Here is a 17,234-nt window from a genome sequence, read left to right on the forward strand (position 1 = left end):
CGCCTCAAGGACTGGCGCCGCATCGCCACCCGCTACGACCGATGCCCCACCATCTTCTTCGGCGCCGTCACACTCGCCGCCATCGTCATCTTCTGGCTCGGCCAATGAGTCCTGAGCCTAGAGCACGCTGCGTTCAAATGAACGCAGCTCGTGCTCTAGAAGTCATTGAATCTAGGGCAAGAAATGCGTTCAGATGATTCCATCCGAACGCGTATTGCCCTAGGCCGGGATGATGGCGGTGGCCTCGATCTCGACCTTCGCCTGGGGCTCGACCAGCGCCACCACCTGCACCAGCGCCATGGCGGGGAAGTTGCGGCCCATCACGGCGCGATAGGCGGGGCCGAGTTCCGCCAGGCTGGCGCGGTATTCCGCCATGTCGGTGACGTACCAGGTCAGGCGGCCGATATGTTCCGGGCCGCCCCCGGCTTCCTTCACCACCGCCAGGATATTCTCCAGCGCCTGGCGGACCTGCGGCACGAAGCCCGCGGGGAAGCGGCCTCCGGCATCCCAGCCGATCTGCCCGCCCACCAGCACGACGCGGCCCTGGCCCATCATCCCGTTGGAATAGCCGCGCGGCGCCGGCCAGCCGGCCGGCTGCAGGGCGGTGAGGGGGCTGTCAGCCATGGGCGCAACGCTCCTGGTAGGCGACCAGCGCCGCGCGAAGGTCGGCCGGGATCGGCACGGCGCGGCGGGCATCGAGGTCGGTGGTGGCGGTGACGAGGGCGAGCCGGGCCAGCTCCTCCTCCCCGCGATGGATGTGGACGGTCAGCGCATAGGAACCGCCGCCGATGCGCGTCAGGATCGGCGTCAGCGCGATGCGGTCGCCCATCAGGCCGGGGCGGAAGAAATCGGCCTCCGCATGCACGAAGCCGGTGCCGATGCGGCGCTGGCCGTGCAGGGCGTGGAAGTCGATGCCGAGATCCTCGGTGAACCAGTCCTCCACCATGCCATTGGCCATGGCGAAGAAGGACGGGAAGAAGACGATGCCGGCGGGGTCGCAATCGCCGAAGCGGATGCGCTGCCGCCCGCGGAAGGCGCGGGCGGGCAGGGCGGCGGCGGCGATGGGCGCCGGTCGGCTCATGCGCCGGACTGGGCCTGCTTCCGCAGCGCGAAGCGCTGCAGCTTGCCGGTCTCGGTCCGCGGGAGGGCGGACACGAAGACAACGCTTCGCGGATATTTGTAGGGCGCGACCTCGGCCTTCACATGGTCCTGGAGCGCCTTGACCAGGGCCGCGTCCCCGGTGATGCCGTCCTTCAGCACGACATAGGCGCGCACCACCATCCCCCGTTCCGCATCCGGCGCGCCGACCACGCCGCATTCCTTCACGGCGGGATGGGTCAGCAGGGCGGATTCCACCTCCGGCCCCGCGATGTTGTAGCCGGCGGAGACGATCATGTCGTCGTTGCGGGCCTGGTACCAGAAATAGCCATCGGCATCCTGGATGTAGGTGTCGCCGGTGATGTTCCAGCCGCGCTCGACATATTGCGCCTGGCGCGGGTCATCGAGATAGCGGCACCCCGTCGGCCCCTGCACGGCGAGCCTGCCCGGCGTGCCGCGCGGCACCTCGGCGCCGGCCTCGTCCACCACCCTGGCGCGGTAGCCCGGCACGGGGATGCCGGTGGCGCCGGGGCGGATCTGGTCCTCCCGCGCCGCGATGAAGATGTGCAGCATCTCCGTCGCGCCGATGCCGTCCATCAACTTGAGGCCCGTGGCCTTCTGCCAGGCCTCGAAGATCGGCACCGGCAGGGTTTCGCCGGCGGAGACGCATTTGCGCAGGCTGGAGAGGTCGTGCTCCCCGGCCCTGGCCGCCATGACGCGATAGGCGGTGGGCGCGGTGAAGCAGACCGTCGCGCGGTGATGCGCGATGGCGGCGGGCAGTTCCTCCGGCGGCGCCTTCTCCAGCAGCACGGCGGTGGCGCCGACGCGGAAGGGGAAGAGCACCAGCCCGCCGAGGCCGAAGGTGAAGGCGAGCGGGGGCGAGCCGATGAAGATGTCGCTGGGCTCCGGCTTCAGCACCTGCATGGCATAGCCGTCGCAGATCGCCAGCATGTCGCGATGGAAATGCAGCGTGCCCTTGGGTTCGCCCGTGCTGCCGCTGGTGAAGCCGATCAGGCAGACATCATCGGCGGCGGTGTCGCAGGCCGCGAAGCTGCCGGGCGCCTCCGCCACCATCGCCTCCAGCATCCCGTTGCCCCAGGTGACGAGGTGCCGGAGGTCTGGCCCCTCCGCCTTGCGCAGTTCCTCGACCAGCCGCGCATCGCAAAGCGCATGCGTGATGCGCCCCTTGCGCAGCACCTGCGACAATTCCTTGGCGCGCAGCAGCGGCATGGTGGCGACGACGACGCCGCCCGCCTTCAGCACGGCGAAATAGGCCGCGACCATCCAGGCATTGTTGGCGCTGCGCAGCAGCACGCGGTTGCCTGGCACCAGGCCGAGGCGCGAGACCAGCACATGCGCGATCCGGTCCACACGCTCCGCCAGCTGGCGATAGCTCAGCGTCTCCGCCGGCGTCACCAGCGCGGGGTGGTCGCCGCGGCCGCGCTCCAGGTTGCGGTCCAGCAGTTCCACCGCGCAGTTGAGGCGCGCGGGATACTGGAACTCCGGCCGGTCCAGCAGGAAGTCCGGCCACTGGTCGCGCGGGGGCAGGTTGTCCCGGCAGAAGCTGTCCTGGTGGGCGGATGCGCCCATGGCCTGCGTCATCATCCCGTCCATCCCCGTCTCCCGGTTCATGATGTGGATGTGCGACTGTCGCGTTCGGCGCGCGCGATCACGATGCGCTGCACCTCCGAGGCGCCTTCATAGACCCGCAGCGCCCGGACTTCCCTGTAGAGTTCTTCGGCCTTGTGGCCCTTGGTGACGCCGAGGCCGCCATGGATCTGCACGTTGCGGTCGGCGCAGCGCTGCGCCGCCTCCGTCGCGTGCAGCTTGGCCATGGAGGCCTCCCGCGTGACGCGCGGCTGGCCGGAATCTTTCAGCCAGGCCGCGCGATAGACGAGAAGGGCGGAAGCCTCGACATCCACCGCGCTGTCGGCGATGGCGGCCTGGCTCATCTGCTGGTCGAACAGCGCGCCGCCGAACAGCTTTCTCGAACTGGCGCGTTCCACCGTCATGTCGAAGGCGCGGCGCGCGAAGCCGAGCGCGGCGGCGCCGACGGTGGCGCGGAACACGTCGAGCGTGCCCATCGCCACCTTGAAGCCCTCGCCGGGCTTACCGATGAGGTCATCGACGGAGACGCGGACATCCTCGAAGGCCAGCGTCGCCAGCGGATGCGGCGCCGTTACGTCGATCCGCTCCGCAATCGTCAGCCCCGGCGCATCGGCGGCGACGAGGAAGGCGGAGAGGCCCCGCGCGCCCGGTGCCTCGCCGGTGCGGGCAAAGACGATGTAGGAGGCCGCGATCCCGCCATTGCTGATCCAGGTCTTGCGCCCGTTCAGCCGCCAATGGCCATTGCCATCCGGCGTCGCGGTGGTGGCGAGTGCCGCCACATCGCTGCCCGCCTCCGGCTCGCTCAGCGCGAAGGCGGCGAGGTTGGTGCCCGCCCTCGCGCCCGGCAGCAGCCTTTCGCGCTGCGCCGCCGTGCCGAACAGCGTCACCGGCCCGGTGCCGAGCCCCTGCATGGCGAAGGCGAAATCCGCGAGGCCGCTATGCCGCGCTAGGATGTCGCGCGCGATGCAGAGGCTGCGCACGTCGAGCCTGCCATCGGCGGGGCAGGGCACGCGCAGCAGCCCCGCATCGCCCATCGCGCGCGCCAAGCGCTGCACGCTGCCATCCGCATCATGCTCGTCGGACAGCGCCTCCGCATGCTGCGCAGCCCAGGCCTCGACCTCCGCCGCCCAGTCGCGGTGGCGATCCTCGAAGAAGGGCCACTGGAGGAAGGTACGGTCTGCCATCAGTCGCCCTTGAAGACGGGGCGCTGCTTCGCCACGAAGGCGTCATAGGCGCGGCGGAAATCCTGCGTCGTCATGCAGAGCGCCTGCGCCACGGCCTCGGCTTCGATCGCCTGGTCCATGGACATGGCCCATTCCATCTGCAGCATGCGCTTGGTCATGGCATGGGCGAAGTTCGGACCCTCCGCGATCTCCCGCGCCAGCTTCGCCGCGGCGGCCTGGAGCGCATCGGGCTCATGCAGCGCGTTGAAGAAGCCCCAGGCCAGGGCCTCCTCGCCGCCCAGTGACCGGCCGAGATACAGCAGCTCGCTCGCCCGTCCCTGGCCGATGATGCGGGGCAGGATGGCGCAGGCGCCCATGTCGCAGCCCGCGAGGCCGACGCGGTTGAACAGGAAGGCGGTCTTGGCCCGCGCGGTGCCGAGGCGGATGTCGGAGGCCATGGCGATGATGGCGCCCGCGCCGGCGGCAATGCCGTCGATGGCCGCGATGATGGGCTGCGGGCAGGCGCGCATGGCCTTCACCAACTCGCCCGTCATGGCCGTGAACTGCATCAGCCCCTTGGTGTCGCGATCGAGCAGCGGGCCGATGATCTCATGCACATCGCCGCCCGAGCAGAAATTGCCGCCGGCGCCGGTGATGACGAAGGCCTTCACCGCATCGTCGTGGACGGCGGCGCGCAGGATCGCCGCCATCTCCGCGTAGCTGTCGAAGGTCAGCGGGTTCTTCCACTCCGGCCGGTTCAGCGTCAGCGTCGCGACGCCGCCCTCGATATCCAGCCGCAGATGCTGCGCCGTGTAGTCGGCAAGCGGGCCGCTGATGGCCGTGATCATGGTGTTTCCTCGGGTGAAAGCGCGGCCCTGACGGAGCCCTTGGCCTGGCCGAGCAGGCGGAACAGCGCGGCGCGGTCGGCGGGTTCGAGGCCGCCCAGCAGTTCCGCCACCCAGCCCTCATGCGCCGCCGACTGACGTGCGAATTCGCGCTTGCCCTTGGCCGTCAGCCGCAGCATCTGCGCGCGGCGGTCGCCGGGCCGCGCGCGGCGTTCCACCAGCCCCTCGGCCTCCAGCCGCGTGGCCAGGCCGGTGACGTTGCCGTTGCTGACCATCATGCGGCGGGAGACGTCGCCCAGCGTGAGCCCCGCCGGCGCGCGGTCCAGCGCCGCCAGCAGGTCGAAGCGGGGCAGGGTGGTGTCGAAGTCCCGCCGGAGGCGGGTGCGGATCTCGCCCTCGATCAAGGTCGCGCAGGTCAGCAGCCGCAGCCAGAGGCGAAGGTCGTCCTTGTGGCCGGGCGGCGCGCCGGCCAGGGCCGTCTCCGCATCCACCGCCACGGGCATCATGTCGTCCGGGGTCATGTCTCCCCCCCATCCACCGCGATGGCCTGGCCGTTGATGGCGGCGCTGCCGGGCAGGCAGAGGGCGAGCACCGCCGCGGCGACCTCCGCCGGCTGCACCAGCCGCTTCTGCGGGTTGTGCCTGGCGAGTTCCGCCCGCGCCTCGTCCTCGCCGCGCCCTGTCTTGGCGACGATGCGCGCCGCGCTCTCCGCCACGATGGCGGTATCCGTGAAGCCCGGGCAGACCGCATTCACGGTCACGCCCTTGGCCGCGACCTCCTGCGCCAGGGCCCGCACCAGGCCGAGCAGCCCATGCTTCGCGGCGGTATAGGCGGTGACATAGGGGTAGCCCTTCAGCGCCGCCGTGCTGGCGACCATCACGATCCGCCCGTCCCGCGCTTCCAGCATCCCGGGCAGCACCGCCTGCGCCGCGGCGACCGCGCCCAGCACATTCACCCGCCACATCCGATCGAACAGCCCGGCGTCGGACTTCAGGAAGGGCGCGCTTTCCGCGGCGCCCGCGGCATTCACCAGGATGTCGAAGCGGGGCAAAGCGGGCAGGGCGGTCACATCCGCCACCAGCAGCCCCGCCGCATCGGCCGCCTCCACCGCCGCGCGCAGCGGCGCCTCACGCCGCCCGAGCACCGTCACCACCGCTCCCGCGCGCGTCAGCGCTTGCGCGCAGGCGAGCCCGATGCCGGTGCCGCCGCCCGTGACGAGCGCAGCCTTGCCGAGGAGTGGCGACGCTTCCATCCGACCTCCGATGCTTGAAGCCTAAAACATCATCCGCCGGCGGCGCAACCTTGCAATCCGGTTGCTGCGCCAATCTTTGAAGCCTAAACTATCTCGCGGCAGGGACAGGGGTGCAGCGATGCGCATCGCGGTGATCGGCGGCGGCCCGGCGGGCCTCTATTTCTCCATCCTGATGAAGCGGGACTTTCCGCAGGCGCGCATCACGGTGGTGGAGCGCAACCGCCCGGACGACACCTTCGGCTTCGGCGTCGTCTTCAGCGACGCGACGCTGGATACCTTCCAGGCGGCGGATGAGCCGAGCTACCGCGCCATCACGGAAAGCTTCGCCTACTGGGACGACATCGCCATCGTCGCCAAGGGCCAGGAACACCGCATCAGCGGCAACGGCTTCTGCGGCTGTTCCCGCCGCACCCTGCTGATGCTGCTCTCCGACCGCGCCCGCGCGCTGGGCGTCGAGCTGGAATACCGGCGGGAGGCCTCGCCCGAGGATTTCCCCGATGCCGACCTCATCGTCGCCGCGGACGGCATCAACTCCCCCATCCGCGAACGCTTCCGCGACCATTTCAGGCCGGAAGTGGACCTCCGCCCCAACCGCTTCGCCTGGATGGGCAGCACGCGGCCCTTCGACGCCTTCACCTTCTTCTTCACGGAGAGGCCGGAGGGCATCTTCATCGCCCATTGCTACCAGTACGAGGCCGGCGCCAGCACCTGGGTGCTGGAGACCGATCCCGACACCTTCGCGAAGGCCGGCCTGGACCGGATGAACGAGGCGGAGTCGGCGGCCTATCTCGAAGGCGTCTTCGCGGAGGAACTGCAGGGCCATCGCCTCATCACCAACCGGTCGATGTGGCGCCAATTCCCGACCATCACCTGCGGCCGCTGGGTGAAGGACAACATGGTCCTGCTCGGCGATGCCAAGGCCAGCGCGCATTTCTCCATCGGCTCGGGCACCAAGCTCGCCATGGAGGACGCGATCGGCCTGCACCAGGCGTTCCTGAAGGGCGGCGACGTCGCCACCTGCCTCCATCGCTACGAGACCGACCGGCGCGAGGATGTGGAGAAGACCCAGCACGCCGCCGGCGTCTCGCTCGTCTGGTTCGAGCATGTGAAGCGCTTCTGGGGCTTCTCCCCGACTCGCTTCGCCTTCGGGGTGATGACGCGGTCCAAGGCCATCACCTGGGACAACCTCGCCCTCCGCGCGCCCGGCTTCGTGGCGGAGACACAGCGCGCGGTGGCGGAGGAGGCGCAGGCCGCCGGCCTGCCGGCCGATCCGCGCAAGCCGCCTATGTTCCAGCCCTTCGCGCTGCGCGACATGAAGCTCGCCAACCGTGTCGTCGTCTCGCCCATGTGCATGTATTCGGCGCCCGAAGGGGTCCCGGGCGACTTCCATGTCGCGCATTACGGCGCCCGCGCCATGGGCGGGGCCGGGCTGCTGTTCACGGAGATGACCTGCGTCAGCCCCACCGCCCGCATCACGCCGGGCTGCGCCGGCCTCTGGAACGATGAACAGCAGGCCGCCTGGACGCGCATCGTCGCGCTCGCCCACGCCACGTCACAGGCGAAGTTCTGCCTCCAGCTCGGCCATGCCGGGCGGAAGGGGGCGACGAAGCTGATGTGGGAGGGGATGGACCGGCCGCTCGCGGACGGCGCCTGGCCCATCCTTTCCGCCAGCGCGATCCCCTACTACCCCGAAAGCCAGGTGCCGCGCGCGATGACACGGGCGGACATGGACGAGGTGAAGGACGATTTCGTCGCGGCCACCCGCCGCGCCATCGCCTGCGGCTTCGACATGCTGGAGCTGCACTGCGCCCATGGCTACCTGCTGGCCAGCTTCCTCTCGCCCCTGACCAACCGCCGCGACGATGAGTATGGCGGCAGCGTCGGGAACCGGCAGCGCTATCCGCTCGAAATCTTCGAAGCGATGCGCGCCGTGTGGCCCGCGGAGAAGCCCATGTCGGTCCGCATCTCCGCGACCGACTGGGCGGAAGGCGGCCTGACGGATGATGATTGCCTGGCCATCGCGCGTGCCTTCGCGCAGGCGGGCGCGGACCTGATCGATGTCTCCACCGGCCAGACCGTGGCCGATGCCAGCCCGACCTATGGCCGCATGTTCCAGCTGCCCTGGTCCGACATGATCCGGAACGAGGCCGGCATTGCCACGATGTGCGTCGGCAACATCACCAGCGCGGACCAGGTGAACACCATCATCGCCGCCAATCGCGCGGACCTGGTGGCGCTGGCGCGGCCGCATCTGACGAACCCGTCCTTCACCCTGCACGCCGCGGCGCAGTATGGCGTGAAGGATATCGCCTGCCCGCCGCAATACCTCTGGGGCAAGGATGCGCTGCTGCGCAACGCGGCGAAGGATCAGGCGGAACTGCGGGAGCTGAAGCTGAAGGCCCGCCCGCGGAGCCACAAGCCGGAAGCGCAGACACTCCCGCGGGCGGCGGAGTAACCCCCGCCGCCCGCCAGGGCGTCCTCAGCCACGCGGCGCGGAGAGCGGCGCCAGCACGAAGTCGGTGTTCTCGCCGTTGGAGACCGACTGCGACACCACGCCCGGGGCCTGGTGCTGGGCGTAGTTGTCATCGAGGTAGGTCACCGCCACCTCATGGCCCGGCATCTGCTGCGTCACCACGCGGCCGCCGCCCACGACGTTGCCCTGGTAGCCCGGCGCATAGACGATCTCGCTGTTCTCGCCCGTGCCGACGGAACGGGGGTAGGAGGGGGCGTCGGCGGCCTGGGCGGTGGCGGCGCCGAAGGCCAGGGCCGTGCCGAACAGCGCGGCGGCCAGGGTCAGCTTGGAGGAGATGGTGGTCATGGTCGTTGGCTTTCTTCTCGATCAGGGTGGCGACCCGATGTCGCCGTCCGTGGCCAGAAGATGCGTCCCCGGCGGTCGTTGCGGGATTGCCGAATGTTCTTCGACCGGTATGCAGGAATGCATGCCCTCAAATTGTGTCATGCCGTAACAGCATGACACACAGCCTGGACTGGAGCCTGCTCCAGGCCTTCGTCGCGGTGATGCGCGCCGGCAGCCTTTCCGCCGCCGCGCAGACCCTGCGCCTGACGCAGCCGACCGTCGGCCGCCAGATCCGCACGCTGGAGGAGCAGGTGGGGGAGGCGCTGTTCGACCGCACGCCCCAGGGCCTGCGGCCCACCGACCGCGCCATGGCGCTGATGGAACATGCCGAGCATCTGGAGCAGGCGGCGCAGGCGCTGTCCGTCTCCATCACCGGCAAGCCGGAGAGCCCGACCGGCACGGTGCGGATCACGACGACGGAGGTCTTCGGCGTGGAGCGGCTGCCCGCGCTGCTCAGCCCCTTCCTGCGCACCCATCCCGGCATCACGATCGAGGTCTCGATCGGCATGCAGGTGGAGAACCTGCTGCGCCGGGACGCCGACATCGCCATCCGCTTCTCCCGCCCCGAGCAGCCGGAGCTGATCGCGCGGCAGATCGGGACCGTGGAACTCGGCTTTTTCGCGTCGGAGGATTACGTGGCGCGCCATGGCGAACCGCCGGCGCTGGACCGGCTCGAAGGCCATGTCTGGGTGGGGTTCGACCGCGATTCCTTCGGCGCCCGCGCGGCCGAACGGCTGAAGCTCGATGTGACCAACACCCGCTTCGCCTTCAAGGCGGACAGCATGCTCGCCCAGCGCCAGGCCATCGCGCAGGGGCTTGGGATGGGCGTGCTGGAAGCCCGCGCGGCGAGCCGCGTGCCGGGATTGCGGCGGCTGCTGACGGAGGAATTCGCGCCGCGCTCCGGCGTCTGGCTGGTGGCGCATGCGGATGTGCGGCAGGGGCGGCGCTACCGCGCCGTCTTCGACCACCTGGCGAAGGTGCTGCCCGGGGAGTTCAAGGACTGAGCCTCGGTGGCCCGCGCCTGTCCGGCCGCGGCTCCCTGGTCACGGCCACCGGCACCCGCCGCGGTTCTTCGACCGCTGGCCTGGCGCCGGCGCGTTGACGCGGGCCACCCCCCATCCCCGGGCCGGGCCGCCGGCGCGTGCCGGCGGCCGGGCGGATCAGGCGATCAGCTGTTGATCCAGGGCGCGCGGCGCCACAGGTCGGCATACTGCGTCTGGGTGGCGCGCATGCGCGCTTCCCACTGCGCGCCGGGCTCCAGCGTCGGCTCGATGAACTGCGCCTCGAAGCTGCGGCGCGTGGCGGGGTCGGCGGCGGCTTCCTGCACGGCGTCGCGCAGGCGCTCCAGGATGCGGGACGGCGTCGCGACCGGCACCACAAGGCCGCGTTCCGAATACATCTCGAAATCCAGGCCCAGGCTCTTGAAGGTCGGCGTTTCCGGCGCGAAGCGGCTGCGCGCCGCGCCGCCATGCGCGATGAAGCGCACGCCATCGGGGTTGGGCATCACCTCCCCCACCGAGACGCAGTTCACCTGCACCTGGCCGGCGATGAGGGCGGTGCGCTGGATCGGCGCGCCGGTGTAGTGGATCAGCGTGAAGCGCGCCCCCGTCAGGCGGGAGATCTGCGCCATCATCAGGTGGTCGTCGGTGCCGATGCCGGAGGTGGAGACGACGATCCCCTCGGGATCCGCCAGCGCGCGGCGCACCAGGTCGGGCAGGTCGCGGATCGGGCTGTCGGCGCGGATGATCAGGCCCGTCGGGTCCGTCATGATGTTGCCGATGAAGCCGAAGCTGTCGAGATTGTACTGCGCCCGCCGCTCCACCGGCACCGTGACGAAGGAGGGCATGTTGGTCAGGCCCAGCACCTGCCCATCCGGCCGCGACCGCGCGACATAGGTCAGCGCGACCTCGCTGGACGCGCCGGGCTTGTTCACCACCGTGATGGGCTGGCCGAGCCGCGTTTCCAGGTGCCGCGCGAAGAGCCGCGCGACGATGTCCGTGCCGCCACCCGGGGCGAAGCCGACGACGAGTTCGACCGGCCGGTCGGGCCGCCAGGGCTGGGCGAAGGCGGGCGCGGCCAGGGGAGCCGCGAGGAAGGCACCGAGGATGCTGCGACGGCCAAGCTGCGACATGATCGAACCTCCAGAACTCGTCTGGCGATCAAATGCATCGTCACCGGCTTTGGTTGAATAGGATGATTGCGCGGCGGCGGTGAATGCTGTGAAGCCGCCGACTCGCCGGGCTGTAAAGCGGTAAAGGCTTTACAGGTGCAGGTAGCTGTCCCGGACCTGCGGCGCCGCGGCCAGCTCCGTGCTGGTCCCGGTCCAGACCGTGCGGCCCTTCTCGATGACCACATGCCGGTCCGCGAGGCGCGTCACCGCCGCCAGGTTCTTGTCGATCAGCAGGATCGCCTGGCCCTCCGCCTTCAGCTGCGCCAGCACGTACCAGATCTCCGCGCGGATCAGCGGCGCCAGGCCCTCCGTCGCCTCATCCAGGATGAGCAGCCGCGGATTGGTCATCAGCGCGCGGCCGATCGCGACCATCTGCTGTTCGCCGCCCGAGAGCTTGGCGCCGGGATTGCTGCGGCGTTCGCGCAGGCGGGGGAAGAAGTCGTACACCGCCGGCAGCGTCCAGCGCGGCGCGCCGGGGCCGCGATGGGCGGCGGTGGCCAGCAGGTTCTCCTCCACCGTCAGGGTCGGGAAGACCTGCCGCCCCTCCGGCACCAGCCCCAGCCCCTGGCGCGCCACCTTGTGCGCCGGCAGGCCCGCGACGGAGGCGCCATCGAGCGTGATCTCCCCGCCCCAGATGCGCCCGCCGACGGAGGGCAGCAGGCCCATGATGGCGCGCACGGTGGTGGTCTTGCCCATGCCGTTGCGGCCGAGCAGCGTCACCACCTCCCCCGCGCCGATCGAGAGGTCGATCCCGAACAGGACCTGGCTGCCGCCATAGCCCGCGGTGAGGCCCGCCAGGCGGATCATGGCACCTCGTCCAGGGTCATCTCGTCCTCGCCGAGATAGGCGGCCTTCACCTCGGGGTTCGCGCGGATCTCCTCGGTGGCGCCGGTCGCGATGACGCGGCCATAGACGAGGACGGAGATGCGGTCGGCCAGCGCGAAGACCGCCTGCATGTCGTGCTCCACCAGCACGATGGTGTAGCGGCCGCGGAGGCTGCGCAGGATGCCGATCAGCCGCTCCGTCTCCTCCGGCCCCGCGCCGGCCAGCGGTTCGTCCAGCAGCAGCAGGCGGGGCTCGGTCGCCAGCGCGATGGCGAGTTCGAGCTGCCGCTTCTCCCCATGGCTCATGGCGCCCGCCGGCACCTGCGCGCGGGCGCCGAGGCCCACCGCCTCCAGCGCCGTCATCGCCGCCTGGTTCAGCCGCGCCTCCGTCGAGGCCGGGCGGAAGAAGCGGAAGCTGGACCCCGCGCCGGCCTGCACGGCCAGCGCCGTATTCTCCAGCGCCGTGAAGGCCGGGATGACGGAGGTGATCTGGAAGCTGCGCGCGAGGCCGAGCCGCGCGCGGCGATGCAGGGGCAGGGCGGTGATATCGCGGCCATCGAAGTGGATCTGCCCGGCATCGACGGGCAGCACGCCGCTGATCTCGTTGATCAGCGTGGTCTTGCCGGCGCCGTTGGGGCCGATGATGGCGTGGATCTCCCCCGGCGTGACATCGAGCGAGACGTCATCCGTCACCGCCAGCCCGCCGAAGCGTTTTCTCAGGTTCCGCAGCGAAAGGAGTGCCTCAGCCACGGCGGAACCCCTTCGCGACCTGGCCAGGGATGCCCGACAGGCCGTTTGGCAGGAACAGCACGGCCAGGATCAGCAGCACGCCGAACAGGATGCGCCAATGCTCCCATTGGTGGGACAGCCACTCCTCCAGCAGCACGAAGCCCAGCGCGCCGAGCAGCGCGCCATGCAGCCCGGACAGCCCGCCGAGGATGACCATGAACAGCAACTCGCCGGAGCGCTGCCAGGAGATGTAGGCGGGAGCCACGAACTCCGTCGCATTGGCGAAAAGGAACCCGGCCGCGCCGCCGATCGCACCGGCGATGACGTAGGCCGTGAGGCGATAGGGATAGGGGTCGAAGCCCAGCGCCTGCGCCCGCATGGGATTGCCCTTCACGGCGCGCAGCACGCGGCCGAAGCGGGAGGCCAGCAGGACGCGGCAGAGCAGCCAGGCCAGCGCCAGCGCGCCGAGGCAGACATAGTGGAAGGCCAGCTTGTTCTCCAGCAGCCGCCCGCCCGCCACGGTGTTGCGGGCGTAGAGCGTGTAGCCATCGTCGCCGCCATAGCCGGCCAGCGAGGTCGCGGTGAAGAAGGCCATCTGCCCGAAGGCCAGCGTGATCATGATGAAGTGGACGCCGCTGGTGCGCACCGCGACCGCACCCGTGACCAGCGCGAAGCCCGCCGCGGCGAGGATCGCGACGGGCAGCACCACATGCGCCTCCACGATCCGCGCATCGTCCAGGATGACGACGGCATAGGCGCCGAAGCCCATCATCGCCGCATGGCCCATGGAGACGAGGCCCGCCCCGCCCACGAGCAGGGAGAGCGAGACGGCCGCCATGGCCAGGATCATCGCCCGCGCCATCAGCGTCAGCACATAGCCCTCGCCGAATCCTGCGAAAGGGGCCGCCGCCAGCGCGCCGAGCAGCAGCAGCGCCGGCAGTTCGGCCTTCAGCGCCCGCATCAGGAAGCCCGCACCGGGAACAGCCCCGCCGGCCGGAAGGCCAGGATCGCCGCCATGGCGATGTAGATCAGCATGGAGGAGAGCGCCGCGCCGACCTGGCGTGCCTCCGACGGCGAGAGGAACAGCCGCATGAGGTCCGGCATCAGGGACCGCCCCAGCGTCTCCACCAGCCCGACCAGCAGCGCCGCCAGGAAGGCGCCGCGGATGCTGCCGATGCCGCCGATGACGATGACGACGAAGGCCAGGATCAGCAGGTTGTCGCCCATCCCGGGCTCCACGGAGAGGATCGGCGCCGCCAGCACACCCGCGAAGCCCGCGAGCATCGCCCCGAAGCCGAAGACCACCATGAAGAGCCGCCGGATATCGACACCGAGTGCCGCCACCATCGGCGCGTTGGTGGCGCCCGCCCGCACCAGCATGCCGACCCTGGTGCGCTCCACCAGCCACCAGAGCAGCCCCGCCGTGGCGAGGCCCCCGGCGATGATGGCGAGGCGATAGGTGGGGTAGAGCAGCCCCTCCATCACGCGGATGCCGCCGGTCAGCGCATCCGGCAGCGGCACCTGCAGCGGCGCCGCGCCGAACACCATCTTCACGCCCTGGTTCAGCACCAGGATGACGCCGAAGGTCGCCAGCACCTGCGCCATGTGGTCGCGGTCATAGAGGTGCCGGAAGACCAGGAATTCCAGCAGCAGCCCGAACAGCAGCGCCGCCGGCAGGGCCAGCAGCAGCGCCAGCCAGAAGCTGCCGGTCTGGGCCGCGAAGAAGGCGGCGAAATAGGCGCCGACCATGTACTGCACGCCATGCGCCAGGTTGATGAAATCCATCACCCCGAAGACCAGCGTCAGCCCCGCCGCGATCAGGAAGAGAAGGATGCCGAGCTGCAGGCCGTTCAGGCCCTGCACCAGCAGAAGCGTGGTCGACATCCTTAGCCCGCTCCTCAGCCGGCGGGCATGCGGCATTCCGCCGCGAAGGGATCGGTGACGTTGTCGAAGACCTTGCGCTCATGCTCGGTCTGGAACTTGCCGTCCGCCCGCCGCGCCACCTTGGCCAGCCAGAAATCCTGCACGGGGAAGTGGTTGGCGCCGAAGGCGAAGGGCCCGCGCACGCTGCGGAAATCGGCGGCGCGGATCGCGCTGCGCAGCGCGCCCTTGTCGGCCAGGTTGCCGCCGGTGCGGCGGATGGCGCTGTCCAGCAGGAAGGCGCTGTCATAGGCATGCGCCGCGTAGCTGGCGGGCACGTAGTTGAACTGGCCCTCGAAATCCCGCACGAAGCGGGCGTTCTGCTCGTTGGGCAGCGTCGGCGTCCAGGTGGTGCCGGTGAAGAAGCCGACCGCGGCCTCCCCCTGCGCGGGCAGCACCGCCTCATCCACCGTGAAGGCGGAGAGGAAGGGGATGCTGGCGAGCCCGGCCTGGCGATACTGCCGCACCAGATTCACGCCGAGCCCGCCCGGCATGAAGGTGAACAGCGCATCCGGCCGCGCCGCCGCGATCCGCGCCAGCTCCGCGGAGAAGTCGAGCTGCGTCAGCGGCGTGTAGATCTCGTCCACCACCTCGCCCCGGAAGCGGGACTTGAAGCCCGCCGCGGCATCGCGCCCCGCCTGGTAGTTCGGCGTCATGATCATGACGCGGCGATACCCCGCATCCTGCGCCGCCTGGCCCATCACCGCATGGTTCTGGTCGTTGACGTAGGAGGTGGCGAAGAAGAAGGGGTTGCAGCCGCGCCCCGCGAAGGGGGAGGGGCCGGCATTGGTGGAGATCAGGAAGGTCTGCGTATCCGTCACCGGGCGCAGGATGGCGCCCAGGATGTTGGAGAAGACGACACCGACGATCACGTCGCAGCGGTCGCGCTCGATCGCCGCGCGCACCTTCGTCACCGCCACGTCGGGGCGCAGCTCGTCATCGATGACCAGCACCTCGGCACCCCGCCCGCCCAGGCGGTTCTCCAGGTGGCGCATGCCGAGCATGAAGCCATCCCGCAGATGCGTGCCCAGCGAGGCCTGCGGCCCCGTCAGCACCGCCACCAGCCCCACCTTCACCGGCGCTGCCTGCGCGCGCGCCACCAGCGGCATGGCCAGCGCCGAGGCGCCGAGACCCAGCGCCGCGCGCCGGCCCAGTTCGATCCGCATCGTCATCCCTTCCGTCTCCCGGAGATAGTTTAAGCTTCAACTATTGCCCGCATGCAAGTGGTTTAGCGTGCGCCGCACGCGAGCGGTTTAGCGGCCCCCGCATGCAAGTCGTCCCGCATGCTCCACCAGCGCGCTGCCCGGATCGGCCAGCGGCGCGATGACCGTGAAGTGGTTGAGGCCCGGCAGCGCCTCCGCCGTGCCGCCCCAGGCCGCGGCCATGTCGCGGGTCTGGCGCAGGTATTCCGGGCTTTCGTCACCGCCAACCACGCAGTGGATGGTCCCGCCCGGCTTCGGCAGGAAGCGGGGGGAGACGGCGCGCGCCTCCGCCGCGCCGATGCGCAGCGCCGCGCCGATGCTGGTCGGCAGCAGGGGCTCCAGCTCGAACACGCCGGAGATCGGCAGCGCGGCGGGGACCAGGTCCGCGGGCAGCGCCGGGTCCAGCGCGCGCCAATCGGTTGCCAGCATCATCGCCGCCAGCTGCCCGCCGGCGGAATGGCCGCTGACCATCAGGCGCCGCCCATGCCGGCGATGCAGGAAGGCGCAGGCGGCCCGCATCTGCGCGACGATCGTGCCCACGCTGACGCCGGGCGCCAGGTCATAGGACGGGATGGCCACCGCGATGCCGCGGCCGTTCAACCCCCGCGCGCAATGGCTGACCCATTCGCGCCCCAGCGCCATCCAGTAGCCGCCATGGATGAAGACGGCCATGGCCACCGCCTCTCCCGCCGGCCAGAACAGGTCGAGCCTCTCCCGCTCCCCGGCCCCATAGGCCAGGCCGAGTTCGGCCCGGGGGCAGGCCTCCCGCCAGGCGGCGGCGTCGCGCTGCCAGCCCTGCATCACGGCGGGGTGTTCGGGGACGCGGGCGCGGTTGTTGTATTCGGCTTCGAGGTCCATGGCCGCATGACACGCGGGGGCGCCACGGGCGGCAAGCCCCCCGTTCCACAACCGCCCCTGTTTGGGGCATGAGGGGGCGATGAAAGTCTATCTCGCCGGCCCCGATGTCTTCCTGCCCGATGCCGCCGCCATGGCGGCGGAGAAGAAGCGCCTCTGCGCGCGGCATGGGCTGGAGGGCGTCTTCCCGACCGATCCCCGCCCGGACCCCGCCGCCGATGCGGCCTCCGACCTCTGGTACGCCATCTACCTGCGGAACGAAGCGCATATCCGCGCCTGCGACGCGCTGGTCGCGAACCTGACCCCCTTTCGCGGCCCCTCCGCCGATGCCGGCACCGTCTACGAACTCGGCTTCATGCGGGCCCTCGGGCGGCCGGTGCTGGGCTACAGCAACGATGCCGCCGACTTCAGCACGCGCACGCGCGCCTTCCTGGGCGATGCCGCGCGGCGCGATGCGAAGGGCGAGTGGGTGGATGGGGAGGGGCTGAGCCTCGAATCCTTCGGCCTGACGGACAACCTGATGATCGATGGCAGCATCCGCGCCGCCGATGGCCTGCTGGTCCGCCGCCAGGTGCCCGAGGCCGATCGCTGGACGGATCTGGCGGCCTTCGAGGCGTGCCTGAAGGCACTCGCCACCCGCCGGGCCTGATACCGCCGCGCCCCTGGCGTGACCGGCGGCCGACACGGTCGGCCGAGGCCGCGGATGCGGCC

18 protein-coding genes and 1 pseudogene are annotated in these 17,234 nt (G+C 70.5%); 4 read left to right on the plus strand and 15 right to left on the minus strand.

The window, feature by feature from the left end; translation table 11 throughout:
* Positions 1–108 (plus strand): annotated as a pseudogene (locus JJI54_RS25130) (IS5/IS1182 family transposase); the annotation flags it as partial.
* A 111-nt stretch (positions 109–219) separates the two neighbouring features.
* On the opposite strand, the gene JJI54_RS25135 reads toward JJI54_RS25130, so the two are convergent.
* From JJI54_RS25135 to JJI54_RS25165, 7 genes are read right to left on the minus strand one after another with little or no spacing between them, the layout of a single operon-like run.
* Complete coding sequence (locus JJI54_RS25135; protein ID WP_203076165.1) at positions 220–624, minus strand: RidA family protein; 405 nt, start codon at positions 622–624, stop codon at positions 220–222.
* Positions 617–1,081: an acyl-CoA thioesterase gene (locus tag JJI54_RS25140; protein ID WP_164692650.1), complete on the minus strand. Its 465-nt coding sequence runs from the start codon at positions 1,079–1,081 to the stop codon at positions 617–619. Before JJI54_RS25140 ends, JJI54_RS25135 begins: the two co-directional genes overlap by 8 nt.
* Positions 1,078–2,712, minus strand: coding sequence for a benzoate-CoA ligase family protein (locus tag JJI54_RS25145; protein WP_203076166.1), 1,635 nt, complete (start codon positions 2,710–2,712; stop codon positions 1,078–1,080). The genes JJI54_RS25140 and JJI54_RS25145 overlap by 4 nt, the downstream gene beginning before the upstream one ends.
* A 14-nt stretch (positions 2,713–2,726) precedes the next feature.
* Positions 2,727–3,890, minus strand: a complete 1,164-nt coding sequence (locus JJI54_RS25150) for an acyl-CoA dehydrogenase family protein (protein ID WP_203076167.1) — start codon at positions 3,888–3,890, stop codon at positions 2,727–2,729.
* Complete coding sequence (locus JJI54_RS25155) at positions 3,890–4,717, minus strand: enoyl-CoA hydratase family protein (protein WP_203076168.1); 828 nt, start codon at positions 4,715–4,717, stop codon at positions 3,890–3,892. The genes JJI54_RS25150 and JJI54_RS25155 overlap by 1 nt, the downstream gene beginning before the upstream one ends.
* The gene (locus tag JJI54_RS25160; RefSeq protein ID WP_226382109.1) at positions 4,714–5,235 is read right to left on the minus strand and encodes a MarR family winged helix-turn-helix transcriptional regulator; all 522 of its coding nucleotides are present in this window, start codon (positions 5,233–5,235) and stop codon (positions 4,714–4,716) included. Before JJI54_RS25160 ends, JJI54_RS25155 begins: the two co-directional genes overlap by 4 nt.
* Positions 5,232–5,966 carry an SDR family NAD(P)-dependent oxidoreductase gene (locus JJI54_RS25165; RefSeq protein WP_203076169.1) on the minus strand — a complete coding sequence of 245 codons (735 nt, stop codon included), beginning with the start codon at positions 5,964–5,966 and terminating at the stop codon, positions 5,232–5,234. Before JJI54_RS25165 ends, JJI54_RS25160 begins: the two co-directional genes overlap by 4 nt.
* Positions 5,967–6,084: 118 nt before the next feature.
* Between JJI54_RS25165 and JJI54_RS25170 the strand changes: the two genes are divergently transcribed.
* Entirely contained in the window at positions 6,085–8,421 is a 2,337-nt protein-coding gene (locus JJI54_RS25170; protein ID WP_203076170.1) for a bifunctional salicylyl-CoA 5-hydroxylase/oxidoreductase, read from the plus strand.
* Between the two features lie 24 nt (positions 8,422–8,445).
* On the opposite strand, the gene JJI54_RS25175 is transcribed toward JJI54_RS25170, so the two are convergent.
* A complete protein-coding gene (locus tag JJI54_RS25175) occupies positions 8,446–8,784 on the minus strand; it encodes a hypothetical protein (RefSeq protein ID WP_203076171.1) in 339 nt (112 codons plus the stop codon).
* A gap of 152 nt (positions 8,785–8,936) precedes the next feature.
* On the opposite strand from JJI54_RS25175, the gene JJI54_RS25180 reads away from it, so the two are divergent.
* A complete protein-coding gene (locus JJI54_RS25180; protein WP_203076172.1) occupies positions 8,937–9,827 on the plus strand; it encodes a LysR family transcriptional regulator in 891 nt (296 codons plus the stop codon).
* Between the two features lie 164 nt (positions 9,828–9,991).
* Here the strand turns inward: JJI54_RS25180 and JJI54_RS25185 are convergent, their stop codons facing one another.
* From JJI54_RS25185 to JJI54_RS25215, 7 genes are all read right to left on the minus strand, one after another.
* Positions 9,992–10,954, minus strand: coding sequence for a tripartite tricarboxylate transporter substrate binding protein (locus tag JJI54_RS25185; protein WP_203076173.1), 963 nt, complete (start codon positions 10,952–10,954; stop codon positions 9,992–9,994).
* Between the two features lie 129 nt (positions 10,955–11,083).
* The gene (locus JJI54_RS25190) at positions 11,084–11,800 is read right to left on the minus strand and encodes an ABC transporter ATP-binding protein (protein ID WP_203076174.1); all 717 of its coding nucleotides are present in this window, start codon (positions 11,798–11,800) and stop codon (positions 11,084–11,086) included.
* Positions 11,797–12,567 carry an ABC transporter ATP-binding protein gene (locus JJI54_RS25195; RefSeq protein ID WP_203076175.1) on the minus strand — a complete coding sequence of 257 codons (771 nt, stop codon included), beginning with the start codon at positions 12,565–12,567 and terminating at the stop codon, positions 11,797–11,799. Before JJI54_RS25195 ends, JJI54_RS25190 begins: the two co-directional genes overlap by 4 nt.
* Entirely contained in the window at positions 12,560–13,507 is a 948-nt protein-coding gene (locus tag JJI54_RS25200) for a branched-chain amino acid ABC transporter permease (RefSeq protein ID WP_203076176.1), read from the minus strand. The genes JJI54_RS25195 and JJI54_RS25200 overlap by 8 nt, the downstream gene beginning before the upstream one ends.
* Positions 13,507–14,430, minus strand: a complete 924-nt coding sequence (locus JJI54_RS25205) for a branched-chain amino acid ABC transporter permease (RefSeq protein WP_203076177.1) — start codon at positions 14,428–14,430, stop codon at positions 13,507–13,509. Before JJI54_RS25205 ends, JJI54_RS25200 begins: the two co-directional genes overlap by 1 nt.
* Before the next feature lie 14 nt (positions 14,431–14,444).
* Positions 14,445–15,638, minus strand: a complete 1,194-nt coding sequence (locus JJI54_RS25210; RefSeq protein ID WP_203076178.1) for an ABC transporter substrate-binding protein — start codon at positions 15,636–15,638, stop codon at positions 14,445–14,447.
* An 81-nt stretch (positions 15,639–15,719) separates the two neighbouring features.
* Complete coding sequence (locus JJI54_RS25215; RefSeq protein WP_203076179.1) at positions 15,720–16,526, minus strand: alpha/beta hydrolase; 807 nt, start codon at positions 16,524–16,526, stop codon at positions 15,720–15,722.
* A 79-nt stretch (positions 16,527–16,605) separates the two neighbouring features.
* On the opposite strand from JJI54_RS25215, the gene JJI54_RS25220 reads away from it, so the two are divergent.
* Positions 16,606–17,172: a nucleoside 2-deoxyribosyltransferase gene (locus JJI54_RS25220; protein ID WP_203076180.1), complete on the plus strand. Its 567-nt coding sequence runs from the start codon at positions 16,606–16,608 to the stop codon at positions 17,170–17,172.
* Positions 17,173–17,234 lie beyond the last annotated feature (62 nt).

The organism is Falsiroseomonas ponticola (genome assembly GCF_016805305.1).
Classification (GTDB): Bacteria; Pseudomonadota; Alphaproteobacteria; order Acetobacterales; family Acetobacteraceae; genus Falsiroseomonas; species Falsiroseomonas ponticola.

Bases quoted from the DNA above. Each gene is read 5' to 3' on its own strand.
- JJI54_RS25205 (WP_203076177.1), bottom strand. From the start codon at position 14,430: ATGTCGACCACGCTTCTGCTGGTGCAGGGCCTGAACGGCCTGCAGCTC.
- JJI54_RS25160 (WP_226382109.1), bottom strand. From the start codon at position 5,235: ATGACCCCGGACGACATGATGCCCGTGGCGGTGGATGCGGAGACGGCC.
- JJI54_RS25135 (WP_203076165.1), bottom strand. From the start codon at position 624: ATGGCTGACAGCCCCCTCACCGCCCTGCAGCCGGCCGGCTGGCCGGCG.
- JJI54_RS25165 (WP_203076169.1), bottom strand. From the start codon at position 5,966: ATGGAAGCGTCGCCACTCCTCGGCAAGGCTGCGCTCGTCACGGGCGGC.
- JJI54_RS25145 (WP_203076166.1), bottom strand. From the start codon at position 2,712: ATGGACGGGATGATGACGCAGGCCATGGGCGCATCCGCCCACCAGGAC.
- JJI54_RS25190 (WP_203076174.1), bottom strand. From the start codon at position 11,800: ATGATCCGCCTGGCGGGCCTCACCGCGGGCTATGGCGGCAGCCAGGTC.
- JJI54_RS25180 (WP_203076172.1), top strand. From the start codon at position 8,937: ATGACACACAGCCTGGACTGGAGCCTGCTCCAGGCCTTCGTCGCGGTG.
- JJI54_RS25200 (WP_203076176.1), bottom strand. From the start codon at position 13,507: ATGCGGGCGCTGAAGGCCGAACTGCCGGCGCTGCTGCTGCTCGGCGCG.
- JJI54_RS25215 (WP_203076179.1), bottom strand. From the start codon at position 16,526: ATGGACCTCGAAGCCGAATACAACAACCGCGCCCGCGTCCCCGAACAC.
- JJI54_RS25185 (WP_203076173.1), bottom strand. From the start codon at position 10,954: ATGTCGCAGCTTGGCCGTCGCAGCATCCTCGGTGCCTTCCTCGCGGCT.
- JJI54_RS25210 (WP_203076178.1), bottom strand. From the start codon at position 15,638: ATGACGATGCGGATCGAACTGGGCCGGCGCGCGGCGCTGGGTCTCGGC.
- JJI54_RS25140 (WP_164692650.1), bottom strand. From the start codon at position 1,081: ATGAGCCGACCGGCGCCCATCGCCGCCGCCGCCCTGCCCGCCCGCGCC.
- JJI54_RS25155 (WP_203076168.1), bottom strand. From the start codon at position 4,717: ATGATCACGGCCATCAGCGGCCCGCTTGCCGACTACACGGCGCAGCAT.
- JJI54_RS25175 (WP_203076171.1), bottom strand. From the start codon at position 8,784: ATGACCACCATCTCCTCCAAGCTGACCCTGGCCGCCGCGCTGTTCGGC.
- JJI54_RS25150 (WP_203076167.1), bottom strand. From the start codon at position 3,890: ATGGCAGACCGTACCTTCCTCCAGTGGCCCTTCTTCGAGGATCGCCAC.
- JJI54_RS25170 (WP_203076170.1), top strand. From the start codon at position 6,085: ATGCGCATCGCGGTGATCGGCGGCGGCCCGGCGGGCCTCTATTTCTCC.
- JJI54_RS25220 (WP_203076180.1), top strand. From the start codon at position 16,606: ATGAAAGTCTATCTCGCCGGCCCCGATGTCTTCCTGCCCGATGCCGCC.